24 protein-coding genes are annotated in these 24793 nt (G+C 60.3%); 10 read left to right on the forward strand and 14 right to left on the reverse strand.

What is annotated here, in order from left to right:
• Positions 1–61 precede the first annotated feature (61 nt).
• The 6 genes from J5276_RS20580 (at position 62) to J5276_RS20605 (ending at position 7239) form a co-directional block, all read left to right on the forward strand.
• Positions 62–2224, forward strand: a complete 2163-nt coding sequence (locus J5276_RS20580; protein ID WP_174012205.1) for a TonB-dependent siderophore receptor — start codon at positions 62–64, stop codon at positions 2222–2224.
• Between the two features lie 28 nt (positions 2225–2252).
• Positions 2253–3155, forward strand: a complete 903-nt coding sequence (locus tag J5276_RS20585; protein ID WP_004431662.1) for an iron-siderophore ABC transporter substrate-binding protein — start codon at positions 2253–2255, stop codon at positions 3153–3155.
• Entirely contained in the window at positions 3152–5116 is a 1965-nt protein-coding gene (fhuB, locus tag J5276_RS20590; protein WP_209159639.1) for a Fe(3+)-hydroxamate ABC transporter permease FhuB, read from the forward strand. The genes J5276_RS20585 and fhuB overlap by 4 nt, the downstream gene beginning before the upstream one ends.
• 34 nt (positions 5117–5150) lie before the next feature.
• Positions 5151–5960, forward strand: coding sequence for an ATP-binding cassette domain-containing protein (locus J5276_RS20595; RefSeq protein ID WP_019566560.1), 810 nt, complete (start codon positions 5151–5153; stop codon positions 5958–5960).
• Positions 5961–6208: 248 nt separating this feature from the next.
• Positions 6209–6736: a DUF992 domain-containing protein gene (locus J5276_RS20600; protein WP_004431668.1), complete on the forward strand. Its 528-nt coding sequence runs from the start codon at positions 6209–6211 to the stop codon at positions 6734–6736.
• 92 nt (positions 6737–6828) lie between these two features.
• Positions 6829–7239 carry a cytochrome c family protein gene (locus J5276_RS20605; protein WP_111788775.1) on the forward strand — a complete coding sequence of 137 codons (411 nt, stop codon included), beginning with the start codon at positions 6829–6831 and terminating at the stop codon, positions 7237–7239.
• A gap of 3 nt (positions 7240–7242) precedes the next feature.
• On the opposite strand, the gene recX is transcribed toward J5276_RS20605, so the two are convergent.
• The 6 genes from recX to J5276_RS20635 all read right to left on the reverse strand — a co-directional run bounded on the left by recX (position 7243) and on the right by J5276_RS20635 (position 13325).
• Positions 7243–7833, reverse strand: a complete 591-nt coding sequence (gene recX / locus J5276_RS20610) for a recombination regulator RecX (RefSeq protein WP_013762039.1) — start codon at positions 7831–7833, stop codon at positions 7243–7245.
• A gap of 72 nt (positions 7834–7905) precedes the next feature.
• Positions 7906–8826, reverse strand: coding sequence for an SMP-30/gluconolactonase/LRE family protein (locus tag J5276_RS20615; RefSeq protein ID WP_111788777.1), 921 nt, complete (start codon positions 8824–8826; stop codon positions 7906–7908).
• Between the two features lie 35 nt (positions 8827–8861).
• On the reverse strand, positions 8862–9809 hold the full coding sequence (locus J5276_RS20620; RefSeq protein WP_209159641.1) for an ABC transporter permease: 948 nt from the start codon (positions 9807–9809) through the stop codon (positions 8862–8864).
• Positions 9806–10747 (reverse strand): ABC transporter permease, encoded by a 942-nt coding sequence (locus J5276_RS20625; protein ID WP_004431684.1) that lies wholly within the window; start codon positions 10745–10747, stop codon positions 9806–9808. Before J5276_RS20625 ends, J5276_RS20620 begins: the two co-directional genes overlap by 4 nt.
• Entirely contained in the window at positions 10744–12207 is a 1464-nt protein-coding gene (locus J5276_RS20630; protein ID WP_013762043.1) for an ATP-binding cassette domain-containing protein, read from the reverse strand. The genes J5276_RS20625 and J5276_RS20630 overlap by 4 nt, the downstream gene beginning before the upstream one ends.
• A 101-nt stretch (positions 12208–12308) precedes the next feature.
• Complete coding sequence (locus J5276_RS20635; protein ID WP_004431691.1) at positions 12309–13325, reverse strand: ABC transporter substrate-binding protein; 1017 nt, start codon at positions 13323–13325, stop codon at positions 12309–12311.
• 295 nt (positions 13326–13620) lie between these two features.
• Here J5276_RS20635 and J5276_RS20640 point away from each other — a divergent pair, with 295 nt between their 5' ends.
• Positions 13621–14856 (forward strand): sensor histidine kinase, encoded by a 1236-nt coding sequence (locus J5276_RS20640; RefSeq protein ID WP_080849858.1) that lies wholly within the window; start codon positions 13621–13623, stop codon positions 14854–14856.
• Between the two features lies 1 nt (position 14857).
• On the forward strand, positions 14858–15580 hold the full coding sequence (locus J5276_RS20645; protein WP_004431697.1) for a response regulator transcription factor: 723 nt from the start codon (positions 14858–14860) through the stop codon (positions 15578–15580).
• A 3-nt stretch (positions 15581–15583) separates the two neighbouring features.
• Here the strand turns inward: J5276_RS20645 and J5276_RS20650 are convergent, their stop codons facing one another.
• The gene (locus J5276_RS20650) at positions 15584–16600 is read right to left on the reverse strand and encodes a DNA topoisomerase IB (protein WP_019566557.1); all 1017 of its coding nucleotides are present in this window, start codon (positions 16598–16600) and stop codon (positions 15584–15586) included.
• An 86-nt stretch (positions 16601–16686) separates the two neighbouring features.
• Positions 16687–17916, reverse strand: a complete 1230-nt coding sequence (locus J5276_RS20655; RefSeq protein WP_004431704.1) for a PQQ-dependent sugar dehydrogenase — start codon at positions 17914–17916, stop codon at positions 16687–16689.
• Positions 17917–18104: 188 nt separating this feature from the next.
• On the opposite strand from J5276_RS20655, the gene J5276_RS20660 reads away from it, so the two are divergent.
• Positions 18105–18290 (forward strand): hypothetical protein, encoded by a 186-nt coding sequence (locus J5276_RS20660; RefSeq protein WP_004431706.1) that lies wholly within the window; start codon positions 18105–18107, stop codon positions 18288–18290.
• Here J5276_RS20660 and J5276_RS20665 read toward each other — a convergent pair whose 3' ends face one another.
• From J5276_RS20665 to J5276_RS20675, 3 genes are read right to left on the reverse strand one after another with little or no spacing between them, the layout of a single operon-like run.
• On the reverse strand, positions 18291–18917 hold the full coding sequence (locus J5276_RS20665; protein WP_004431708.1) for a class I SAM-dependent methyltransferase: 627 nt from the start codon (positions 18915–18917) through the stop codon (positions 18291–18293).
• Between the two features lie 8 nt (positions 18918–18925).
• Positions 18926–19594, reverse strand: a complete 669-nt coding sequence (locus J5276_RS20670; RefSeq protein WP_004431711.1) for a pseudouridine synthase — start codon at positions 19592–19594, stop codon at positions 18926–18928.
• 55 nt (positions 19595–19649) lie between these two features.
• Positions 19650–20237: a YigZ family protein gene (locus tag J5276_RS20675; protein ID WP_019566553.1), complete on the reverse strand. Its 588-nt coding sequence runs from the start codon at positions 20235–20237 to the stop codon at positions 19650–19652.
• Between the two features lie 66 nt (positions 20238–20303).
• Here J5276_RS20675 and J5276_RS20680 point away from each other — a divergent pair, with 66 nt between their 5' ends.
• Positions 20304–21533: a TIGR03862 family flavoprotein gene (locus J5276_RS20680; protein WP_013762049.1), complete on the forward strand. Its 1230-nt coding sequence runs from the start codon at positions 20304–20306 to the stop codon at positions 21531–21533.
• On the opposite strand, the gene J5276_RS20685 is transcribed toward J5276_RS20680, so the two are convergent.
• From J5276_RS20685 to J5276_RS20695, 3 genes are all read right to left on the reverse strand, one after another.
• Positions 21530–22585: a glycine betaine/L-proline ABC transporter ATP-binding protein gene (locus tag J5276_RS20685; RefSeq protein WP_025595241.1), complete on the reverse strand. Its 1056-nt coding sequence runs from the start codon at positions 22583–22585 to the stop codon at positions 21530–21532. The two genes, J5276_RS20680 and J5276_RS20685, sit on opposite strands and share 4 nt — an antisense overlap.
• A complete protein-coding gene (locus J5276_RS20690; RefSeq protein WP_004431720.1) occupies positions 22578–23465 on the reverse strand; it encodes a proline/glycine betaine ABC transporter permease in 888 nt (295 codons plus the stop codon). The genes J5276_RS20685 and J5276_RS20690 overlap by 8 nt, the downstream gene beginning before the upstream one ends.
• 122 nt (positions 23466–23587) lie before the next feature.
• Complete coding sequence (locus J5276_RS20695; protein WP_004431723.1) at positions 23588–24586, reverse strand: ABC transporter substrate-binding protein; 999 nt, start codon at positions 24584–24586, stop codon at positions 23588–23590.
• Between the last annotated feature and the right edge of the window lie 207 nt (positions 24587–24793).

The raw sequence follows: 24793 nt of genomic DNA on the forward strand, positions 1-24793 counted from the left end.
GATCACAATCCGCTCCTTGCGTAATAAGATGACTTAAATTCTCCAGAAAAATAACCGTCTCATGGCGGCGCGGTTGATGAAGGGTCTTGGCGTGCAGGGAAAATCTAAACACATTTCCATTCTGGCGGGCGGTTGCGCTGCCATCGCCTATGTGGCGTTCGTGACCTCCGGCGTTGCCCTTGCGCAGGAAGCCGGAACGACGGTGCTGCAGACCATCACCGTGGACGGCGCGAAAAATCAGGACTCCAAGGCGCCGGTGAAGGGCTATGTGGCAAAAACCAGCGCCAGCGCCACCAAGACGGGGCGATCCCTGATCGAGACGCCGCAATCGGTTTCCGTCATCACCAGGGATCAAATGGATGCGCAGAATGTCCGTAATCTCAGCGAGGTGCTGAATTATGTGCCTGGCGTCGTCGCGCAGCCGTTTGGGGCGGATCCACGTTTCGATGCGCCGCGCATTCGCGGCTTTCAGGGTAACCAGCTGCAGTTCCTCAACAGTCTGCGGCTGATGCGCACGGCCGGTGCGCCGTCTTATGAGGTCTACGGTCTGGAGCGGGTGGAAGTCATTCGCGGGCCGGCCTCGGTGCTTTACGGTCAGGGTAATCCCGGTGGCCTCATCAATCTCATCAGCAAGCGGCCGACTTTCGAGCGTTTCGGCGAAGTCGGAGCGCAGATCGGCAGCTTCGATTATTACCAATCGATGTTCGATATTGGTGGGCCGGTCGCGGATAGCGACAGTTTTGCCTATCGCCTGACCGGCCTTGCCCGCAACGCCCATCTTCAGACGGACAATCTGCAGAACGATCGTTATTTCATCGCCCCGGCGCTGACATGGCAGCCCGACGAGGATACGAAACTGACGGTTCTCGCCTCCTATCAGCACGACAATCCGAGTTCGCCGTCTGGCCTGCCGCCGGCGCTGACCTATCTGAGACCAGGCAATATGCTGGACCGCAGCTTTTATGTCGGCGATCCCTCTTTCGATACCTCAAGCCGCAAGTTCACTAATATCGGCTATGAGTTCGAGCACCGTTTCGACGAGACCTTCACCTTCCGGCAGAATGCGCGTTATTCCAATTTCGACTGGTCCTACCGCGCGCTCGGCATGTCTTCGACCAGCGGCGGCATGATCGGCAATCTCATCCGCCGCAATGCGACGTTCCAGGATGAATTGCTGAACACCTTCAACATCGACAACAGCCTGCAGGCGGAGTTCTCCACGGGACCAGTCGACCACACCCTGCTTGTCGGGCTGGATTACCGCTATTTCGACAATAACGTCAAAACCGAATTCTGGGCCGCAACGCCCCTCAATCCCGTCAATCCTGTTTATGGCGGGCCAATTAGTCTCACCTCGCGCACGCTTTATGCCGATGTGAAGACGGATATTTCCCAGATCGGTCTTTATGCGCAGGACGAGATGGCCTTTGAGAACTGGCGGGTCACCGCCGGTCTGCGGCAGGATTGGGCAAGCACCGGCGGCACGACGTTCAACGGAACGACCTACCGCACTCTCGACAAGGACGACCATAAGCTGACGGGCCGTGTCGGGGTCAGCTATCTCTTCGATGGCGGCATCGCGCCGTATGTCAGCTACGCGACCTCCTTCGAGCCCGTGCCGCAGCCGGCTGTCGGTGATGCGCCGAAACCGACCACGGGCGAACAATGGGAAGCGGGCATCAAATATCAGCCCGAGGGCTTTGACGGTTTCTTTTCCGCGGCGATCTACGATCTGAAACAGAAGAACGTCACGACGACGGTGGGCGGGGTGACGCAGCAGATGGACGAGGCGCATGTGAGAGGCCTCGAACTGGAAGGCGTCGCAAGCCTTGCAGACGGGCTCGACCTGCGGGCGGCCTATACCTACATGGACAGCGAGGTCTCCGGCCGTGTGAACAACGGCAAGGAGCTGGATAGTACGCCCCGGCACGCCGCCAGCCTCTGGCTCGACTACACCTTCCCGGAAGATACGGCGCTTGAAGGTTTCGGCATCGGCGGCGGTGTCCGTTATGTCGGAAAACGTTATGGCGATGCGGCCAATGCCTTCGAAATGAAGGGCCTCGCCCTGCTCGATCTCGGCGTGCATTACGAGAAGAACGGCTACCGCGCCTCGCTTCTGGTGCAAAACTTGACTGATAAAGAATATATTTCTAGTTGCTCCACTTTCGGATGCTATTACGGTGACGGCAAAACCGTTATGGGCAAGCTGACCTACCGTTGGTAACGCCATATTAAAGTGAAGCAGCAGGGGCATGACGCGTAAGGATCGATGGATTTCCCCCCTCTGGGGGCGGCGGGAATTTTTAAGCCTGCTCGCCGCCTCGGCTCTTGCGGGCAAGGCGCGGGCAGCAGTGACGCCGCGCATCGCCGCCATCGACTGGGCCATGCTGGAAACATCTGTGGCGCTCGGCGTCATGCCGGTGGCGGCGACCGAACTCATCCAGTTCCGGTCCGGCGCGGTCGAGCCTGATATCCCTGAAACCGTCGCCGATCTCGGCCTGCGCGGCGCTCCGAATTTCGAGCTTCTGCAGCTCACCCGGTCGGAGCTCATTCTGATTTCGCCTTTCTACACACGTTATACCGGCAGGCTGGAAGCGATCGCCCCCGTCTTTTCACTGCCCTTTTACGTGAAGGGTGAGCCGCCTTTCGAAAAGGCGCTGGCGGCGGTCACCGCGCTTGGTGAAAAGCTCGGGCGGGCCGAAGAGGCGCGCAAGGTTCTGGGTGAAACGGAAGCGGCACTGCACGCCATGCGGGCCCGTCTTGCCGGGTTTTCCGCACGGCCGACCTATGTCATCAACATAGGCGACGCCCGGCATTTTCGTGCCTTTGGTGCGGATAGCATGTTCGGGGATGTTCTTGGCCGTCTGGGGCTGACCAATGCCTGGGTGGATCGGTCGCAATTCACCTTCGCGGCCCCGGTGCCGCTTGAAAACCTCGCCGCCTCATCCGATGCGCGCATCGTCATCGTCTCCGATATTCCGGTGGAGGCGCGGGAAACTCTGCGCAACAGTGCCATCTGGCGTGCGCTTCCGGCCGTGCGGGAAAACCGGGTGGTCACCCTCGGTAATGTCAGCCCCTATGGCGGTATCACCGCAGCCATGCGATTTGCGCGGCTTTTGACCGAGGCTCTGGCAACCCACGGAGAGGCATTGTGACGGCACGGCCTCTCCAGCTTTTCTTCGGCCTCGTCTTTCTTCTGGCCTGCGGGCTTTCCCTGCATGCCGGATTGCTGCGGTTACCCCTCGGCGCTTGGCCCGGCCTGCCGTTCGATGCCGCGTCCATGTCGATGGATCAGGTCATTTTCGCCTTCAGCCTGATGCCGCGTGTGGCGGTTGCCATTCTGGCGGGGGCGATGCTGGGATTGTCGGGTGCGCTTTTCCAGCAATTGCTGCGCAATCCGATTGCCGACCCCTCCACCCTTGGCATCTCTGCCGGCGCCCAGCTGGCAATCGTCATCGCGACCCTGTTCTTCCCCTCGGTGCTGGATGGCAACCGCGCATGGGTGGCGCTCGCCGGCGGTACCGCTGCGGCCTCCGTGGTGTTTCTTCTCGGCTGGCGGCGGTCCTTCGAGCCCGTCACCATGGTGGTGTCGGGACTGCTGGTCGGCATCACCGCCGCTTCCGTTGCCGCCGCGCTGACGCTTGCACGAGGCGAATATCTAATGTCGCTTGTGGTCTGGAATGGCGGTTCCCTCAGCCAGCAGGACTGGTCGAATGCGTTTCTGCTTGCCGCCCAACTTCTCGCTGGTCTGGTTCTCACCGGGCTACTGATAAGGCCATTGACGGTTCTGGGTCTCAGCGATTCCAGTGCGCGATCGCTCGGCGTATCGCTCTTTTCGATCAGGCTGGCGGTGGCTGCCGTCGCCGTGATGCTGTCGGCATTCGTCGCCGCCGCCGTCGGTCTCGTCAGTTTTATCGGACTTGCAGCACCTGCGCTTACCCGTGCGCTGGGTGTGCGACGTGCATCTTCCGTGCTGTTCGTTTCGCCGCTTCTGGGCGGTCTGCTGCTCTGGTTCTGCGACGGTCTCGTGCAGCTTCTGGCGAGTACGACAGCGGAAGTGTTTCCGACGGGTGCGGTCACGGCTCTCATCGGCGGGCCTTTGCTGCTTTGGCTGCTGCCGAAAATCGCGCCTACGAATATCCATCGCAATGAGGGCGGCGATCTCGCGATCAGACGCAGGCTTGCCTCCCTGCTGCCGGTGCTTGTCATCATGGCCGGGCTGGTTTTTGCAGCCCTCGCCATCGGCAAGGGGCCGGAGGGCTGGACGGTGCTGAAAGCTGGCGACCTGCAAAGCCTTCTGCCCTTTCGTTGGCCGCGGTTGATGGCGGCTTGTGCCGCCGGTGGTTTATTGGCGATGGCGGGCGCGCTTCTGCAGCGGCTGACCGGAAATCCCATGGCAAGCCCGGAGGTGATCGGCGTCAGCGGTGGCGCGGGTCTTGGTTTTGCCGCCGCCATCACGCTTTTTCCGGCCGCCGGGTTGTTCGAACTATTTTGCGGCGCCGGCCTCGGCTCGGCAGCCGTCATGATGCTCGTTCTGTTCTTTTCGGTGCGCCGGCATCTGGCGCCTGAAAAAATACTGCTCGCCGGCATTGCCATCAGTTCGCTCTGCTCGGCGGTACTTTCGGCACTGCTTGCCATTGGTGATCAGCGGGCCTGGCAAATTCTCTCCTGGCTCAGCGGCTCGGGTTCGACGGCGACATCAGCTTCGGCGATCTTTCTTGCGGTGCTTTCCGTCGTGCTCCTGGCCGCTGCCCTGTCGGTGACGCGCTGGCTGGTGATCCTGCCGCTTGGCCGGGATGTGCCGCTCTCACTAGGTCTGCCGCTCGCTACGGCGCGTATTGCAGTCATCGCCGTGGCCGGCATTGCCACCGGTGCGGCCTCACTGCTGGTCGGTCCGCTGAGCTTCGTCGGGTTGATGGCACCGCACATTGCGCTTCGGGCCGGTTTCACCACACCGCGCGACCACCTGTTTGCATCGTTCCTGTTCGGTGCGGTGCTGATGGCGCTTTCCGATCTCGGGGCACGAACCGTGACCTTTCCTTACGAGTTGCCGCTTGGGCTTTTTGCGGCTCTGGCCGGTGCGCCCTATCTGATCTGGCTTTCAGGCAGGCGATGATGATTTTTCTGAACGATTTACGGAGATGAGAACAATGGGTCAGGCCGCACCTGCCGTGGATTACGACGATATCCCGCTTTTCTCTCTGGAAGCGGTAACGATGGAGGTTCCGGGCAGGACATTGCTGCATCCGCTGACGGCAAGCTTTGCGACCGGCAAGACCATCGGTCTTATCGGCCATAACGGTTCGGGAAAATCGACGCTGCTCAAGATACTCGCGCGCATGCAGGAGCCGACGGCGGGCAAGGTGTCGTTCGAGGGGCAGCCGCTGGGGAGTTGGGGCAACCGCGAATTTGCGCGAAAGCTCGCCTATCTTCCTCAATATACGCCGGCTGCGTCCGGCATGCTGGCCAAGGAACTGGTGGCGCTTGGCCGTTACCCCTGGCACGGCGCGCTCGGCCAATTCACCAAGGCGGATCAGGAGAGGGTGGACGAGGCTATCGAGCTGACCGACACCGTGGCCTTCAGGGACCGGCTGGTGGACACGCTTTCGGGTGGGGAGCGCCAGCGCGTGTGGCTGGCCATGCTGGTTGCCCAGAACGCCGAAAGCCTGCTTCTCGACGAACCCATATCGGCGCTCGACATGGCACACCAGCTCGAGGTTCTCTCGCTGGTGCAAAGATTGTCGCGGGAAAAGGGTCTCGGCGTCATCGTGGTGCTGCACGATGTCAACATGGCGGCGCGGTTCTGCGATGAGATCGTCGCACTGCATTCCGGTAGGCTTATCGCAAGGGGAACGCCGAAAGAAATCATGACGCCGGAAACGCTGGAGCGTATCTATGGCGTCCGTATGGATGTCATGACCCATGCTGCGACCGGCTTTCCCGTAGCACTGCCGCTTTGACATCGTTGCAGCAAAACAACGCCCTGACGTACTCGCCTTTAACAGGAATTCCGCAGGCGTTTCCCGCCCTAACAATGTCTTAATGGCATCCTACCGCCAGTAGACATTGTTAACCGTTTTGCTTTCCTTGCACCCAATTCAGTTGTTTTGGATCGATTTCGGGGAACAAACGTTAACAGTGCGGAATTCAATATCCGGAGAGGGCAAGAAGGGCTGCTGCGGGTAGGAATAAAACAGGAGAAAATCAGATGAAAAAGGCTGTTGCCGTAACTTTTGCCGCATTGACGATGGGTCTCGGTGGAACCGTGTCCGCACTCGCTGCCGACCTTGCAAGATATGAGCCGGCTCCGCAGGAGCAGGACGAACGCAATGGCGTCAAGATCGGTTACCTCACCTGCGATATCGGCGGTGGCGTCGGTTACGTAATCGGCTCGGCCAAGGAACTGGATTGCACCTTCCAGTCCACCATGGGCGCGCGTCGCACCGATCATTACACCGGCGCCATCCGCAAGATGGGCGTTGACCTTGGCTTCACCACGCAGGGCCGTCTGGTCTGGGCCGTTTTCGCCCCGACAGCGGGTTACCACCGTGGTTCGCTCGGCGGCCTTTATCAGGGCGCCACGGCTGAAGTGACCGTTGGTCTCGGCGTTGGCACCAACATCCTCGTTGGCGGCACTTCGGGCTCCATCCAGCTTCAGACGGTCAGCGTAACGGGTCAGGTTGGCCTCAACCTCGCCGCAACCGGTACGTCCGTGACGCTCACGGCGATGAACTGATCATCGGCGTACTGCCCGGCGTATAAAGCCGGGCATTCTGTCGCGTGTCAAAAAACGCCCTCTTCGTTGTCAGACGGAGAGGGCGTTGTATTATGTGGGGCATGATGATCTCGGCATTCAGAACGCTTCCGGCTACAATGGCTTTTTTCCTCTGTATTGCTGCGCCGGCATTGGCCGAAGGCGATGCGGTGCACGGGGAAAAAGTTTTCAGCCGCTGTTCCACCTGCCACAGTATCGATGCGCCGCGCACCCGCATGGGACCGCATCTGATGGGCGTGGTGGGCAGGCCGATAGCCTCCGTGGCTGATTACGGCCATTATTCGCAGGCGCTGAAGGATGCCGGTGCCGCGGGTCGGGTGTGGACGGAGGAGGAGCTGCAAAGTTTTATCTCGAGCCCAAAAAAGGCGATCCCTGGAACCTCGATGCGCTTTTTCGGGCTGTGGAGCGAAACGGATATTGCGGATTTGATCGCCTATCTGAAAACGCATCCGATGCCGCAATAACCCTTAAAGCGGTGCTTCCGAAACGATCTCTTCTGCCTCTTCCACCGTCATCGCCATCACCTTCGCGCCGATTTCGAAGCCGAAGCCGTTGCGGGCGAATGCGGAAAATTCCTTCGACTTGCGTTTTTCATCAAGCTCGACACGGCGAAAGGGGCCGAAGGCGCGCTTGCGCGCAAAGATGACGGCCGCCACCAGATCGTTGGTTTCCTGCAGTGCGACTGCGGCCGTTTCCCGATCAATGCCCTTGATCTGAAGTTTTTGCGCAAGCCCGCGCTTCGACTTGCCGCTGCGCTGGCCACTTCGCACTGCAATTTCTGCATAAGCCGTATCGTCGAGCGCCTTGATGCCATAGGCGAAGGTCACGGCGAATTCGCCAAGGGCCTTTATCTGAGCGGGGCTGATATCCTCGAATTTTTCCCGCGCCTTGCGGGTGATCGCATCGCGCAACTGCTTTTCCGTCATCATGCGCTGTTCCAGCCGGTAGAGAGCGGAATTGCGCGCCCATGACAGCATGCGGCTGGTGGGTTCGATGGCCTGCGTTTCGCCATCCAGTGCCATGTCGTCGGTCAGGAAGGGGCTGGAATCATCGTTCATCCCGCTTTTATAGCGCAGCGAAGCCGTCTTGCCAGTTCCCGTCTGCTACACGCCCTCTGGTTTTTCAGCGTCTCACGGCGTCTGCGCGCCGGTTGCGGCGACGTAGACCGAATAGAGCGATTTCGTTGCGGTGATGAACAGGCGGTTTTTCTTCGGGCCGCCGAAGGTAAGGTTTGCGACCGTCTGCGGCACCTTGATCTTGCCAAGCAGCGTACCGTCAGGCGAGAAGCAGTGGACGCCATCGCCGGCACTGGTCCAGAGATTGCCCGCTGTATCCAGACGGAATCCATCAGGCAAGCCATTGTCGAGATTGCAGAATTCCCGGCCGTTTGTGAGCTTCACGCCGTCCACGACATCGAAGACGCGGATATGGCGTGGGCGGGATACATCATGGCTGTAGGAACTGTCTGCGACATAGAGCTTGGTTTCATCAGGCGAGAAAGCCAGACCGTTTGGCTGCACGAAGTCATCGATGGCGATCTTGATTTCACCGGTTGCGGGGTCGAGCCGGTAAACATTGCGCGTCTTCTGTTCGGGTTCCGCCTTGTAGCCCTCATAATCGGAAAGAATGCCATAAGTGGGGTCGGTGAACCAGACGCTGCCATCGGATTTCACCACCACGTCATTAGGCGAGTTCAGCCGCTTGCCGCCGTAGCTGTCGGCAAGAACGGTGATCGAGCCGTCGACTTCGGTGCGGGTGACGCGACGGCCGCCATGTTCGCAGGAAACCAGCCGTCCCTGCCGGTCGCGCGTATTGCCATTGGTGAAGTTGGAGGGGTGGCGGAATACCGAAATCCCGCCATCCGGCACCCAGCGCAACATGCGCTCATTGGGAATGTCGCTGAACAGCAGGCAGTTCAAATCGGAAAACCACACCGGGCCTTCCGCCCAGCGGCAGCCGGAATAAAGCTCTTCCAGTTCCGCATTGCCGACGATCAGAAGGCGGAAGCGTTCATCGTGGATTTCGTAAGGGGAGGCGTTGTCTGTGGTCATGAGCGTGGTCCGCTTGAGGGCTTTTCGTTCGGGGTTCAGCGTGTGGCCTTGGGGCCGCTTGCCAGAAGAATGACGGAAATGATGATGAGGCCGGTGAGGATGAGGCGGATGCCCGCGCCGAAACCATAGGTGTTCAGCATCGAGACCACCAGGAACATGAACAGCGAAGCGCCCCAGATACCGGGTACGTTGGAATCGCCGCCCGCAACCGCCGTGCCGCCGATCACCACCACGGCGATTGACATCAGCAGATATTCCGATCCCATGTTGAGTGCTGCGCCGCCGGAGAAGCTGGCGAGCAGATAACCCGCGATCGCCGCCAGTACCGCGCAGAGCACATAGGTGACGAAGCGTGCTCCATCCACCGGAATGCCGGTCATGCGGGCGGCGAAAGTGCTCTGGCCGATGGCGGAAATCCAGCGTCCGTAAAAGGTGCGGTCGAGTAGCAGCCAGGCGATGACCGAGAGGACAAGGGCGACGAGGGCAACATTCGGAATGCCGAGAGAGCTCGACGTGGCAAAGGTGGCCAGTGTTTCCGGCGGCTTGATCCGCAGGCCGCGGTTGGACCAGATGGCGATGGACTGCACGATGAAGCTCATCGAAAGCGTCGCGATGATCGGTGGGATGCGAAGAAGCTTGATCAACGTATAGTTGCCGATGCCGATGGCAATGCCGATCAGGATGGCGATCAGCAATCCCGGCAGGATGAGACCATCGGACACATCCATGAATTTGAGCGCCAGCGTGCCTGATAGCGTCATCGTGGCGGGAACGCAGAGGTCGATATTACCCGGCCCGAGCGTGATGACGAACATCTGGCCTATGCCGACGATCATGGAAAAGGCCGCGAAGGTCAGGGCTGCGTGCGACAGGCCGAAGGAGCTGGCGCCGCCGGTGAACATGACGGTAACGATCCAGACCGCAGCCGTTGCGGCGAACGACCATATCCATGGTTTTTTCGAGAGAGACGAAAGCCCGTTCATTGGTTTTTCTCCCGCTTTTCGAGACGGTTGAGCAGGATGCGGAGCGCCAGCACGATGATGAGGATCGCCCCTTGCGCGCCGATCTGCCAGTCCGGCGAAATGCGCATGAAGGACAGGAACGAGCCGGCGAGGGTGAGCGTCAGCGCGCCGATGACAGCACCGATGGGCGAGACCCGACCGCCGACGAATTCGCCGCCGCCCAGAATAACGCCGGCAATCGACAACAGCGTGTAGCGAAGCGCGATATTGGCATCTGCCGATGTCGTCAGCCCGACGAGCGCTATGCCCGACAACACCGCGAAGAAACCGGCCAGCGCGAAGGTGGCAGCACGTATGCCGATGACCGACCAGCCGGAGCGCTCGACGGAGCGGAAGTTACCGCCGACGCCGCGCATCAGCACGCCGAAGGAGGAGCGCATGACGATGTAGTGGGCAACGACCGCAATCACGATGCTGGCAACGATGGCAATTGGCACGAGCGGCGGTTTTGCCGTCATCAGCGCCCGGATGAAGGCTGGCGCCTGGCCGCCGGGTGAGGGGAGGATGAGGACGGCAAGGCCGCCCCAGACAAAGCTCATGCCAAGCGTGACGACGATTGAGGGCAGGGCGCGGATGTGGATGATGGCGCCCAGCATCGCATAAACCGCAATCGCACCGGCGAAGATCGCGATACCGAGCAGTGGCGTCGTTTGCAGGAAGGTGGCGGTGACGCAGGCGCAGAAACTGACGAAGGTACCCATCGACAGATCGAGATCGTTGACGGACATGATCAGCATCTGCGCAATGGTGGCAAGTGCAATCGGCACCGCCAGATTGAACAGCAAGTTGAGTCCGTTATAGCTCATGGCGCGCGGCTGCATGTAAAAGACGGCGGCGAGCAGGAAGGCGAGCGAGGCGGCGGGAATGATGAGACGAAGGGCACTGGCGGAGAGTTTCATGCGTGGTCCTCTCCGGAAAAGGAAGCGGCCAGCACATTCTGTTCGGTGATGTCCTCTCCCACCAGTTCCGCCTGAATGGCGCCGTCGCGGAAAACATAAACCCGGTCGCAAAGGCGGATTTCATCCATCTCGGTGGAGTACCAGATGAAGGTGCGGCCGTGAGAGGCTTCGGTTCTCAAGATATCGTAGACCTCCTGTTTGGTGCCGATATCGACGCCGCGCATCGGGTCGTCCATCAGCACGGTGCTGGCCGTGGTGGCGAGCGCACGGGCGAAAAGCACCTTCTGCTGGTTGCCGCCGGAGAGCGAAAGGATTTTGTTGCCCATGTCGGGCGTGCGAATTTCGATGCGCTTTTTCCACTGGGCGCCAAGCTCGGTTTCCTTGCCCCTGTCCACCATGCCGGCGGATGAAATATCCCGCAGCGAGGCGATGGAAAGGTTTTTGAGGATGCTCCACAGCGGGAAGGTGCCGTTCAGACTGCGATCACCCGCCACGAAGGCGATGTCGGTCTTGCGCGCGGGCAGCCAGCTGCTGTTGCGGGCAAGGTAGAGATCGAGTAGCGCTTCGGTCTGCCCGTGGCCGCCGAGACCGGCAAGGCCGATGATTTCACCGCGGAAAGCCTCGAAGGCGAGGCCTTCGCCCCGGCGCGCCGGCATCGAAAGCACCTTCTCTCCCGCCTTGCGGTTTTCGCCCTTTTGCCTGTCCTGTTCCTTGACGACGCTGCCCATGGCTTCCACCAGCGTGCGCGTCGTGAACTCGCCCGCTGCCCGATCAGCGACCACTCGGCCGTCCTTCATCACCACGATGCGGGTTGCTGTCGACAGAATCTCGCCGAGAATATGCGAGATCAGCAGCACGGAGCCGCCGGTGCGCACGAAACTGCGAACATAATCCATCAATTGTTCCGCAAGACCGGCATCGAGCGAGGAAGTCGGTTCATCGAGGATCACCAGTCTCGGCGCATCCGGGGTTCGACAGAAATTGATGGCGATTTCGACCATCTGCCGCTCGGCGATGGAGAGTTCTGCGATCGTCAATTCGCAATCGATACCGTGGCCGGGAAAAATCTCGTCCAGCGTATGCCGGATCATGGTGAGGGCACGTCCGCGCCAGTTCCGCCCGTTCATCGCGGCATGCATGATGCGGACGTTTTCGCTGATCGTCAGGTTCGGGCAGAGCGACAATTCCTGAAACACGCAGCGAACGCCGCTGGCCCGTGCTGCCGCGATTCCTTGACGGCCTTGTTCGCCGCGATAGGAAATGGACCCCTCATGCGGCGTCAGCCCGCCATTGATGACGTTGACGATGGTGGATTTTCCCGCACCGTTATGGCCGACGAGCCCCAGGCATTCGCCCGAACGGATGACGAGATCGGCCCCATCAAGCGCTCTTACCGCGCCGAACACGACCTTCACGCCGCGCGCGGCAACGACTTCTTCCGCCTCGATGATGTCATTCATGAGCATTCACGCCAGTGATCTGAAACTTGGATGATATTGGTAGCAGTTGCGGCGCCCGTTCAGGGAGCGCCGCAATCGCTTGTGTCCGGAAATCATCCGGCCTATTTGGCGGAGGCGATGGCCTTCTGGGCGTCTTCCTGTGAATATTCCACATTCGCGACGCCGCCCTTCTGGGTGTTCTTGAGGTTTTCCTCAAGATTGCCCTGATCGATGCGCAGGAAAGGTACGGTCAAATCCTTTTTGACATCCTTGCCGTCGAGGATTTGCTGCGCCACCCAGAAAGCGAGCGTGGAAACGCCGGGGGCGATGGAGACCGACATGGTCTCGTAGCCGCTGGCATCCTTCTGCTGCTTCCACCATTGCAACTCGTCTTCGCGGTTGCCCATGACGATGGTGGGTGTCGGGCGCTTGGCGGCGGCGAAAGCCTGTGCCGCGCCGTAACCGTCGCCGCCCTGCGTCACGACTGCCGCAACTTCGGGAAGGCTCGGCAGAATGCCGGCGACAGCGCGCTGTGCGACGTCCTGCGCCCAGTCGCCATTGACCGAACCGACAATCTTGAACTGCGGGTTCTTGGCGACGGCGTCGACGATGCCGGCATGGATTTCATCGTCCACCGAAACGCCCGCGAGGCCGCGGATTTCGAGCAGGTTGCCACCCTTCGGCATCGCCTTGGCGAGATAGTCGATCTGGCTTGCGCCCATGGCCTTGAAGTCTACGGCGATGCGCCAGGCGCAAGGCTCGGTGACGATGCCATCGAACGAGACGACGGTAATGCCGGCGTCGCAGGCTTCCTTCACGGCACCGTTAAGAGCGGTGGGCGAGGCGGCGTTGATGACGATGGCGTCGTAACCCTGAAGAATGAGGTTCTGGATCTGCGCCGCCTGTTCGGTCGCCTGATTTTCGGCTGTCGTGAAGGCGTCAGCGGCAGCGACCTGCTTGTCTGCAACCGCCTGCTTGGTGATCTTGTCCCAGCTCGTCAGCATTGCCTGACGCCAGGAATTGCCCGCGTAATTGTTCGAAAGCGCGATTTTTTTAGCCGAGGTGTCGGCGTGAGCGGTGATCGGCAAAGCTGCGCATGCGACAGCGGCCGATGCCAGAAGCATCTTTCTGAAAGCCATTGATTTCCCTCCCTGGTGGCTTGCCCTTTTTGAGCTCGGAACCCGCTTTCCCGCAAATCTCCTCGGCGGCAGGCGGAATTCCTTTGCACTGGAGCTCCTTTCCCCAGTAAAAGCGAGAATGACCAAGAAGGTTTGGCTTGTACAGGCGGATAACGGCAATCTTCCTGCGGGTTTCCGCAGAAAGGATGCGGGAACCCGCAGGACGAAACGCCACCGCCGGGCGCAGAATAGCCGATACGGGGCAGGTCGCGCCGCCACAAGTTGACAAGGCAGGCGCTTGGGAGGGTGTCCGCACATGCTGGATACGCCGAAAAGCGCTCTTTTCCATCACTACATGGGCATTTCGCGGCTGCTCGCCGGGCAGCTCGAATTCAACGCCATCATTCAGGCGGTCGCTACCGAAATCACCCATATCATTCCTCACGTCCACATGGATGTCTGCATCAAGCAGCTGGATGACAAATTTCACATCGCCTATGAAAGCGGTTTGGCAAGCGCCTGGAGCCGCCAGCCGCCCGCCCTTCTGTCCGGCAGTCCCATCCGTTCCGTGCTCTCGGGCGAGGTGGAATATCTTTTGAGCGGCGATGCCTGCGTCGATCCGCGCTTCCATTTCGAAGGTGCATTTTCCAGCCCGATCATCGAGCTTGATCTGCATAGCCGCCTGCACGTGCCGATGAAGGTGCATGGCGACATTATCGGCGCGCTCAGTTGCTCCTCGCACCAGTCGGATGCCTATACGATGGAGGATGTCGCCAATGCCCGCGCGGTTGCGGATTTGCTGGCGCCCTATTTTTACGCCATCCGCGCCGCCGAACAGGCCAAACGGTCTGCGATCGAGGAGGCGCGCGCCAATGCCCGCGAGGAGGGGTTGCGGCTGGGTGCCCTGCAATTGACCGAAGCGCTGGAGGCGGAGCGACAGCGGATCGGCATGGATTTGCACGACCAGACGCTGGCTGACCTGACGCGGCTTGCACGGCGCATCGAGCGGATGAGCCACGCACCGGACGTGTCGGGCGAGATGCTGGAACCGGTGGTGCGCAGCCTGCAGCACTGCATGCAGGATCTGCGCGAGATCATTGAGGAGGCGAAACCCTCCATCCTGCAATTGTTCGGCGTCGTGCAGGCCATCGAGACCTATGTGGATCGCTCCGTGCGCGACAGCGGCTCTTCTATCGACTGGTCGGTTACAGACGAGACGGACGGTCTTGTTGAGACACTCGACAAGACCGTTGCCATCTCGCTGTTCCGCATCGTGCAGGAGGCGGTCAACAACGCCATCCGTCACGCGCAGCCGGAAACGATTGCGGTGACACTGTCGTTAACGGATGGCGGGTTGCGGGTGACCGTGAGCGATGACGGTAGCGGCCGTGGCGAGGGGGCTGTCTCTGGTGGACTAGGCATCGGCAACATGAAGACGCGGGCACGGCTGATTTCAGCCAGATTCGATATTGGTGGCAATGGCAAAGACGCTGGAACCCGCATTACCGTGACGTTGCCGGAAGGCGCTTTCGACCGGCGGGAGGAAATATGACATGGATGTGCTGATCGTTGAGGACGATGCGCTACACCGCGCCTATCTGAACGAGGCGGTGAGAGCCGCCCTGCCGGAATGCGACAAGGTGCTGGAGGCGGCAAACGGCAGAACCGGCGAAAAGCTGGCGCGGGAAAACCGCGCCGCCCATATCGTCATGGATTTGCAGATGAACGAACGCAACGGCATCGAGGCGGCGCGCACCATCTGGAAGGAGCGGCCGGACACCCGCATCCTGTTCTGGTCCAACTATTCCGACGAGGCCTATGTGCGCGGTGTTTCCCGCATCGTGCCCGAAGGTGCTGCCTATGGCTACGTGCTGAAATCAGCATCTGACGACCGGTTGCGGCTGGCGTTGCGCAGCATCTTCATCGAGGCGCAATGCGTGATCGACAGGGAAGTGCGCGGCCTACAGGAAAAAAGCCTTGGCAAGGCGCATGGCTTCACCGATTCCGAATATGAAATCCTTGTTGATGTTGCGCTGGGCCTGACGGACAAGGCGATTGCGCGCCGCCGTAACCTTTCGTTGCGCAGCGTGCAGAACCGGCTGCAAAGCCTCTACGAAAAGCTGAACGTCCATCAGGCGGCCGGTGATGACGAGGCGGAAGGCCGTTATAATCTTCGAACCCGCGCCGTCACCGTCGCTTTCCTGCGCAAGCTGTTGAATTACAGCGCGCTCGAAAGGGCCGAGCGGGAATTGGGCGAATGGGCGACTGGCCGCTGATTATCACGGCAGGAAGGCAAGCAGACGTCTTTCATCGGCCCTGAGGCCCGAGACCGGCTTTGCGCCCACCTTCAGAATACGGCCAAGCTTCTTCTGCGCCTTCTCCTCCGTCGCTATATCGAGAACGGTAGGATGTACGTAGCTCTTGCGGCAAATGGCGGGTGTGTTGGACAGTTCCGTCGCCGCTGCCTGACACATACCCTTGATGCTGGGTTTTTCACCCGCAGCCACATGTTCCATCGCATGACAGAAGGCCGCAAGCGTTCCGCCCCAGGTACGGAAAGTCTTGGCAGAAATGCCTTGTCCGCCGACGCGGGAAAGATAGGCGTTGAGATCGCTTGAATCGACGGAGTGAACCCGGTTTTCACTGTCCTGCCAGACAAACAGCTCCTTGCCGGGCAGATCGGCGATTTCCTCGAGGATTTTTTGAAGGCGCGGGTGGCGCAATTGCCGTTTCACCTTCTGCCCGCCCTTGGCTGCAAAGCGCAATTCGATTGTCTCGCCGAAGGACACGTGGCGCTTGAGCAATGTGGTTGCGCCATAGGTACCGTTGGTTTCAAGATAAGAACGGTTGCCGACGCGCAGATAGGCGGCATCGAGAAGCAGCGTCAGGGCCGCCAGTGTCATGTCCTGACCGTGATCCTGTTTTGCAATGTCAGCCATGGCGCGTCGCCGGATGGCAGGCAGCGCCTTGCCGAAGCTTTTCAGCTGAAAGAACTTCGTCTCACCGCGCAATGCGTGCCAGTCGGGATGGTAACGATATTGCTTTCGCCCGCGCGCATCAAAGCCCGTTGCCTGCAAATGCCCGGATGGGTCGATGCATATCCAGACATCTTTGTAGGCAGGCGGGACGCCGAGCGATTTGATGCGCTTCAACTCCACGTTATCGGACAGAAGTTCGCCGCCCGGCAACCGGTAACAGAAACCGCGCCCGCGCCTTTCTCGGGCTATGCCCGGCTCCTGATCGTTGACATAGGCAAGTCCGATTTTGGCAAGAAGGCGGGTGGGCGGTTGTGGCATCGTTTTTTCCGGCAGGTTTAAGGTTGCAGGAAACGAGAAACAGGCCGCCTTCGTTCCGGCGGCCTGCTGTTCCGGTCATGACTTTCTCAGCCGGCCTTGGCGATCCGCAAAATTTGCGAGTTGCCGCCGCCGCGCTCTTCGGTCACGGCATAGACGGCGCCATCCGGACCCACTTTCACATCACGAATGCGCGCTTCCAGCGGCAATCGGCTTTCCGTCGCAACCTTGTCGCCGTCAATGTGCAGGATGACGAGGCCCTGGCTCACCAGACCGCCTACGATGAAGGCTCCCTTCCACTCGGAAATCTGGTCGGCGTCGTAAAAGGCCATGCCGGACGGGCCGATGACGGGGTCCCAATAATAAACCGGCTGTTCCATGCCTTCCTTGGCGGTGGCACCTTCGCCAACGGACCGACCGCTATATTCGACACCGTAGGTGATGACCGGCCAGCCATAATTGAGGCCCGCCTTCGGCAGGTTCATCTCGTCGCCGCCTTTCGGGCCATGTTCCACTGTCCAGAGCCTGCCCTGTCCATCCAGTGCTGCCGACTGGAGGTTACGGTGGCCATAGCTCCATATCTCGGGGAGGGCGTTCTGCTGGCCGGCGAAGGGGTTGCCCTCGAAGGCCTTGCCTTCGGCATCAATGCGGAAGACCTTGCCAAGCCCGCTCGACAGGTCCTGCGCCTGCACACGCGGCGTTGCGTCTGAACGTTCACCGACGGTGACGTAGAGCTCGTTGTTCTGGCCGAAGACCAGGCGGGAGCCGAAATGCTTATCGCCATCATAGGTCGGCATCTGGCGGAAGATCACCGAGACGTCTTCCAGTTTTGCTGCTCCACCCTCTTCGGTCAACTTGGCCGATGCGACGGAGGTGCCGTTGCCGCCATCCCGTGGCTCGGAAAAAGAGAAGAAGATTTTACGGGAGGTTTCGAAATCGGGAGCCAGCGCGATGTCGAGCAGACCGCCCTGTCCGTCGGACGCTACCTCCGGCACGCCTTCGATCGCTGGGCCAGCTTTGCCGTCTGCGACGATGTGCATTGCGCCTTCCTTGGCCGCCACGATCATGCGGCCATCGGGCAGGAATTCCATCGACCAGATATGCGGTAGGCCCTCGGCAATGACGGTTTTTTCGACATCCGGCTGAGTGGCGGCTTGCGGCGCACGGGTCTGACCCTCGAAAGCCGGTTTCTGATCCGGCGCATTGGGCCGTTTCGTCTCGACTGCCGGGGCGGTCTGTGCGTGGGCGCCGCCGGCAAGTGGTACGGCCAGCAGCGCGAATAGCATCGTCGAACTCAGAAATCGGTTGTTGCGGAACATGGGTCTCCCTTCCTTTGTCTGCATCGGGCAGAGAACCATTTGGGGAGGAATTCGTTTCTTGCGATAGTTTCAAGAAAACTTGATGAGGCCGTGTACGGGCGGCATCCTCTTTTTTCATCCATGTAACCTTACAGGGAACCGCAAGCCCACGCCTACGTTTTCCCCCTGGTTACACGGAGGGCGCCGCCATGCAGATCATCGACAACAAGAACATAGACGGGAACAGAGCCAAGCCAATTCTCAATGTTGCGGAGTTTTGCCGCCGTTACCGGCTGGACAAGGCCGAGGAGACACGGTTGAGAAGGCTGTTCGGAGAATTCGCATCCCGGCACGAGCTTTTAATGAACGCTCAGCGCAAGCCGAACTTCCGCTGATCAGTCCTCCGGATCGAGAGATTTTCCGAAAATCATGAAAACATCATATCGGGTGTTCTTTCCCGTTATCTGGTGCGAAGGCTTGCGAATGCCGGGCATAGGTTCGGCGCGCAGAGGCCATTTTAGAACCACCCGCTTCGTCGCATGTTCAAGCGCAGCCTCCATAAGCTCTACCTGATCGGGATCGGATCCCACCAGTTCCCGCAGCACCCGCATCTCCTTTTTCACCAGCGCCGTGTTGTGGCGCGGCGGATGCATTGGGTCAACGATCACCACCTCCGGTGAAAGTTCTTTCAGCAGAAGCCGGGAATCGCCCTGCAGCAGCGTCATGCGGGAGGCAGCCTCGGCATAGGCTCCACCCGCCTCCAATGCGCGGCGAATGCCGTCAGCAAGGTGGGCGTGCATACCGGGTGAACGCTCTATCAGCGTAACTTCGGCTCCGAGTGACGCCAACAGAAAGGCATCGCGCCCGAGCCCTGCCGTAGCATCGACGATTTTTGGCGTGCGGCCTTTGGTGAAGCCCGCGGCCTTCGGCAGAGCCTGTCCGCGCCCCTCGCCGGAGCGGAAACGGTGACCGACCGCACCGCCAACAAAATCCACCACGAAGCTTTCGTCTTGTTCTTTCATCGCAGGCCTCAGAAGGGGCAGGGCACGGTATAGGTGACGTCGCGGCCATCCGGGTGACGAAAGCCCACCGCCTCGGCATGCAGCATAAGACGCGGCGCGGCGGCGAGCGCTTCACCTTCTGCATAAAATTCATCGCCAAGGATAGGGTGGCCGAGAGCCTTCATATGCACCCGCAATTGATGGGTGCGGCCGGTGAGAGGGGCAAGTGCGAGCCTCGTGGCGGGAAGCGGCAATCTTTCCAGCACGCGCCAAAGGCTTTGCGCCGGCTTGCCATGGTCGTGGTCCACCCGGTGGCGGGGCTTGTTCTCGGGGTCGATCGCAAGTGGCAGGTCCACCTTGCCCTCTTCACCCTCGACTTCACCCCAGACGACGGCAACATAGGATTTGCGGGTCTGGCGGTTCTCGAACTGGGCGGCGACGGTCGCGTGCGCCTTGCGGTTCAGGGACATCAACACGATGCCTGATGTATCCTTGTCCAGCCGGTTGATCATCAGTGCTTTTGGAAACTGTTTCTGCACGCGCGTCAAAAGACTGTCGGAGAGCGCGGGATCGCGTCCCGGCACCGAAAGAAGTCCGCTCGGCTTGTCCAGCACCAGTAGATCGTCATCCCGGTGCACGATAGTGAGCCACGGTTCGAGCGGCGGATTATAGACGGGGTTGGAAAGCTCAGATGACATTGCGCTTCCTTAGCACAAATCGGGCATGGGGCCAGATGCCCACCGCGCAATATGATTAGTCCGGAATATGAAGATTGACGCGGCCACTGGTCAGATCGCTGATGAGCCGTGTCAGACGCTCGGCTTCCTCTACGGGAACCGAAAGCTGCATATCCGCGCCGGTGCCGGTGAAGTCCTCCTTTTCCACTCGCAGGTTTTGCGTGGCGGCGAGGCGCGATTTTACCAGGGCCAGATCGGAGAACGGGCAGCTCAAGGTCGCGCTGACATAGGCGATGACCGGTGACGTCTCGCCAAGCCGAAGGCAGGCCGCCGCCGTGCCGCCATAGGCGCGCATGAGGCCGCCGCTGCCGAGCAGAATGCCGCCGAACCAGCGGATGACGAGGACCGCGACATTGTCCAGGGCCTGACCGTCGATAGCCTGAAGGATTGGCTTTCCCGCCGTGCCGGAAGGCTCGCCGTCGTCACTGAAACGATAGGTCTGGCCGGTTCGCCATGCCCAGCAATTGTGGTTTGCGTCGAAGTCAGAATGCGCCGCAAGGAAGCTTTTCGCATCCTCCTCGCCAGTGACAGGTGCTGCAAAGGCAATGAAGCGGCTTTTCTTGATATCCTGCGAAAAGGTGACGGGTCGGTCGAGCGTGAACATGCGCGCTTCAATATCGCATATATTCGCGCGCGGAAATCGGTATAAGGCCACAATGGCGAAGATGCGATGGAGCGGGTTTTGAAGAAGGCAAGGCAGGTCGCGATTGTCGGCGGCGGGCCAGCGGGCCTGATGGCGGCCGAAGTGCTGTCTGCGGCTGGCCATGCCGTAACGGTGTTCGAGGCCATGCCGACCGTCGCGCGCAAATTGCTGATGGCCGGAAAATCCGGTCTCAACATCACCCATGCCGAAGACTACGACATTTTCCTCCACCGTTTTGGCGACGCGGAGCAAAAGCTGCGCGCCGCCCTCGATGATTTCACGCCCGGCGCGCTGCGTCACTGGGCGCAAGGTCTGGGGCAGGAGACCTTCGTCGGCACGTCAGGTCGGGTGTTTCCGACGGTCATGAAGGCCTCGCCGCTGTTGCGGGCATGGCTTGCCCGGCTGGAGGCACACGGCGTTATCATCAAGACGCGGCATCGCTGGATGGGTTTTTCCGCAGACGGGCTGGTTTTCGCGACACCGGAGGGCGATGTCTTCATGAAGGCCGATGCCGTTCTTCTGGCGCTCGGCGGCGCAAGCTGGCCGCGTCTGGGTTCGGATGCGGCATGGGTGCCGGCACTCGCGGCTGAAGGCGTGGAGCTTAACCCTTTCCGCCCCGCCAATTGTGGCTTTGATGTCGATTGGAGCGATGTCTTCCGGCAGCGTTTTGCCGGTGAGGCGTTGAAATCCGTCACCACCATTTCCCCGGCCGGAGCGTTTCAGGGTGAGTTCGTGGTGACGCAGCACGGCATTGAGGGCAGCGTCATCTATGCCCATTCCGCCGCACTTCGCGACCAGCTGGAACACACGGGAAAGGCGACACTCGCTGTCGATCTGGCGCCGGGACGTACCGTGGAGCGCCTTGGCCGGGATCTGGCAAAGCTTGGCCGCAAGGAGAGTTTTGCAAACCGGTTGCGGAAGGCCGTGGGCCTCTCCGCCGTCAAGGTCGGACTTCTGCGGGAAATCTTTCACGATATCTCGGCGATGCCGGATGATCTGGTCGCCGCAAGAATCAAACATGCGGAGATACCGCTTGCACGGACGAGACCGATTGCCGAGGCGATTTCATCGGCTGGGGGCGTTGACTGGCAAGGTATCGATGAGAACTACATGCTGAAAAAACTCCCCGGCATTTTTGCTGCCGGGGAAATGCTGGACTGGGAGGCGCCGACCGGCGGTTATCTGCTGACCGCCTGTTTTGCCACTGGCAAGGCCGCCGCCAAGGGCATGACCAAATGGCTCGACGGCTTGGCCTAACCGGCCTCGGCCAGTTTTTTTTCCGCGCTTGGCGTGGTCCTGACGAGGCAGCGCATGATGGCATCCGTGGTGACGGAGCCGAGTGACTTGCCGTTTTCGCCGATGATGACGGCACTGCCGACATCCTCCCTGACGAGCGCGCGCAAGCCTTCCTCGACGGTCATGTCCGCATCGAGCTGAAGACGCGACTGGCCGGTAAACTCCGGCTGGACGATGGCGCCGAGACGAATGACCCGGCCACGATTGACCTCTTCCACGAAGGCTTCGATATAGCTGTCTGCCGGACTCATGACAATTTCGGCGGCCGTACCCTGCTGGATGATCTCGCCGTCGCGCAGAATGGCGATCTTGTCTCCCAGCCGAAGGGCCTCATCCAGATCGTGGGTGATGAAGACGACGGTCTTCTTCAGCTCTTTCTGCAATTCCAGCAGCACTGTCTGCATGTCGACGCGGATGAGTGGATCAAGTGCCGAATAGGCCTCGTCCATCAGCAGGATTTCGGCGTTGTTGGTCAGCGCGCGGGCGAGACCCACGCGCTGCTGCATGCCGCCTGAAAGCTGGTTCGGATAATGGCTCGAAAAGCCTTCCAGCCCCACCCGCTTGATCCAGACGTCGGCTTTTTCTTCCCGCTCGCCCTTGTCGACGCCCTGCACCTCAAGGCCATAGACGACGTTTTGCAGCACGTTGCGGTGCGGCAGCAGGCCGAATTTCTGGAATACCATCGCCGTCTTGTGGCGGCGGAATTCCAGAAGTTCCGCTTCGTTGAGGCGACAGACATCCGTTCCGCCATAAAGGATTTCTCCCGCTGTGGGGTCGATCAGGCGGTTGACGTGGCGGATCAGCGTCGATTTTCCCGAGCCGGAAAGGCCCATGATCACGGTGATCTGCCCGCCCGGCATGGTGATGTTGATGTCGCTGAGGCCGAGCACATGGCCGTGCTTGGCGTTCAGTTCCGCCTTGGACATGCCGCCCTTCACGGCGTCGATGTAGTTCTCCGCCTTGGAGCCGAAAATCTTGTAAAGGCTGCGGATTTCGATCGATTGACTAGCCATGCGCCACTTCCCGGTGTTTTTGCAGGCGAAGGCCGTAGGCCTGGCTGATGCGGTCGAAGATGATGGCGATGCCGACGATTGCCAGGCCGTTGAACACACCGAGCGTGAAATACTGGTTGGCGATGGCCTTCAGAACCGGCTGGCCAAGGCCCTGAACACCGATCATGGAGGCGATGACGACCATGGCGAGCGCCATCATGATTGTCTGGTTGATGCCTGCCATGATGGTGGGGAGTGCAAGCGGTAGCTGCACCTTGAAAAGCTTCTGGCGCTTCGAGGAACCGTAAGCGTCTGCCGCTTCCAGCACGTCCCGGTCAACCATGCGGATGCCGAGATTGGTAAGCCGGATCATCGGAGGAATGGCGTAGATCACCACGGCGATGACGCCCGGGACCCGGCCGATGCCGAGCAGCATGACGACGGGAATGAGATAGACGAAACTCGGCATCGTCTGCATGACGTCGAGAACGGGGTTCACGATACTCTGCAGGCGGTTGGACCGCGCCATGGCGATGCCAATCGGCAAACCGATCACGATCGAGAGCACGGCGCAGACGAAGATCATCGAGATCGTCTTCATCGTGTCTTCCCACATGCCGAACCAGCCGATGGCAAAGAGAATACCGCAACATAGTCCAACAATGGTGGCGCTGCGGCTGGCAAACCAGGCGAGTACGCCGACAATAAGAATAACGACCGGCCAGGGGGTGCCGATCAAAAGCCTTTCCGCCCAGATGAGGAAGCTCTGGAGCGGTGTGAACAGCCCCTCTATCGTGCCGCCATAGGCTCTGGTGAAACCCCGAAACCCCTCGTCGATCACTTTCTTCAGCGCACGCAGGGCATCGTCATTCATGGTCGGAAATTTGAAAAGCCAATCCATATCCTGTTCTCCACGACGAACCGGGGCCGGCGGGCAATATCCGCCGCGCTCCGGAACTTAAAAACGGCCGGGCGCCGCCATTGGCGGGCCAAGCTGTCGACCACATATGTCGTGCCGCCCTTTTAGAGGGCAGCCTTGACCTTTTGCGCGACGTCGGGGGAAACCCAGCCCGTCCACAGAGCCTCGTTTTCCTTCAGGAAGTGTTTCGCACCATCTTCGCCGGTTGCCTGATTGTCGGTCATCCAGGCGATCAGCTTGTTGACGGTGTCGTTGGTCCAGGCGCGTTTGTTCAGATAGTCCATGGCCGGGCCGGCGCGGTCGGCAAAGGTCTTGCTGACCAGCGTCTGCACGTCGTCAACCTGCCATGCATTGGGCTTCGGGTCCGCGCAATCGGCAACCGAGGTGCAGCGCTTCCATTCGGCAGAGTCATATTCCGTGCCGAAGCCGAGCTTCACCATCTCATATTTGCCGAGCAGCGAGGTCGGAGCCCAGTAATAGCCTACCCACGGCTGTTTCGCTTCGTAAGCCTTGGCGACCGAGCCGTCGAGACCTGCGGCGGAACCGGTGTCCACCAGGGTGAAGCCGGCCTTTTCACCACCAAAAGCCTTGAAAAGCTGGGCGGTGACGACGGTGCCGCCCCAGCCCTGCGGGCCGTTGAAGACGGCGCCCTTTGCCTTGTCTTCAGGCGAGGGGAAGAGCTCGGGATGCTTGAAGAGATCAGGAATGGTCTTGAGATCGGGGTTGGCATCGGCGACATATTTCGGGATCCACCATCCCTGCACAGCGCCGTCCGACAGGATCTTGGCGGCCGCCACGACCTTGCCGCCCTCAAGTCCCTGTTTGACGATTTCCGGCTGCAGGCTGACCCAGGCCTCCGGCGCGATATCAGGCTGGCCCTTTTCGGCCATGGAGGTCAATGTCGGTACGGTGTCGCCTGTGACGATTTCAGCGCTGCAACCGTAACCCTTTTCCAGAATGATCTTGTCGAGATTGGCGGCGACTTCAGCGGATTGCCAGTTCATGCTGGCGATCGTGACGTTTCCACAGTCCGCAGCAAAGGCTGCACCGCCTGTAAGGGCGAAGCCGGCGGAAAGAATTGTGGCACCCAAAAGTATTTTCATTTTTGTTCCCTCTGGTCGCGGTGTGCGAAGACCCGGGCGCTGACGGCACCGCGACCGCCAGCACCCGCATTGAGCGTTAATAATTACTTTGTTGCCGTTCCGTTTGCGGCAGTTTTTGGCGTATTGAGGATGGCAATCGTCAATCAATCATCACGCTTGTGGGGTGCTTCTGCGAAATTTGCGGCGTGCGAATTCCCCAGTCTTGCC

The organism is Agrobacterium sp. S7/73, assembly GCF_019355535.1.
GTDB lineage: Bacteria > Pseudomonadota > Alphaproteobacteria > Rhizobiales > Rhizobiaceae > Agrobacterium > Agrobacterium tumefaciens.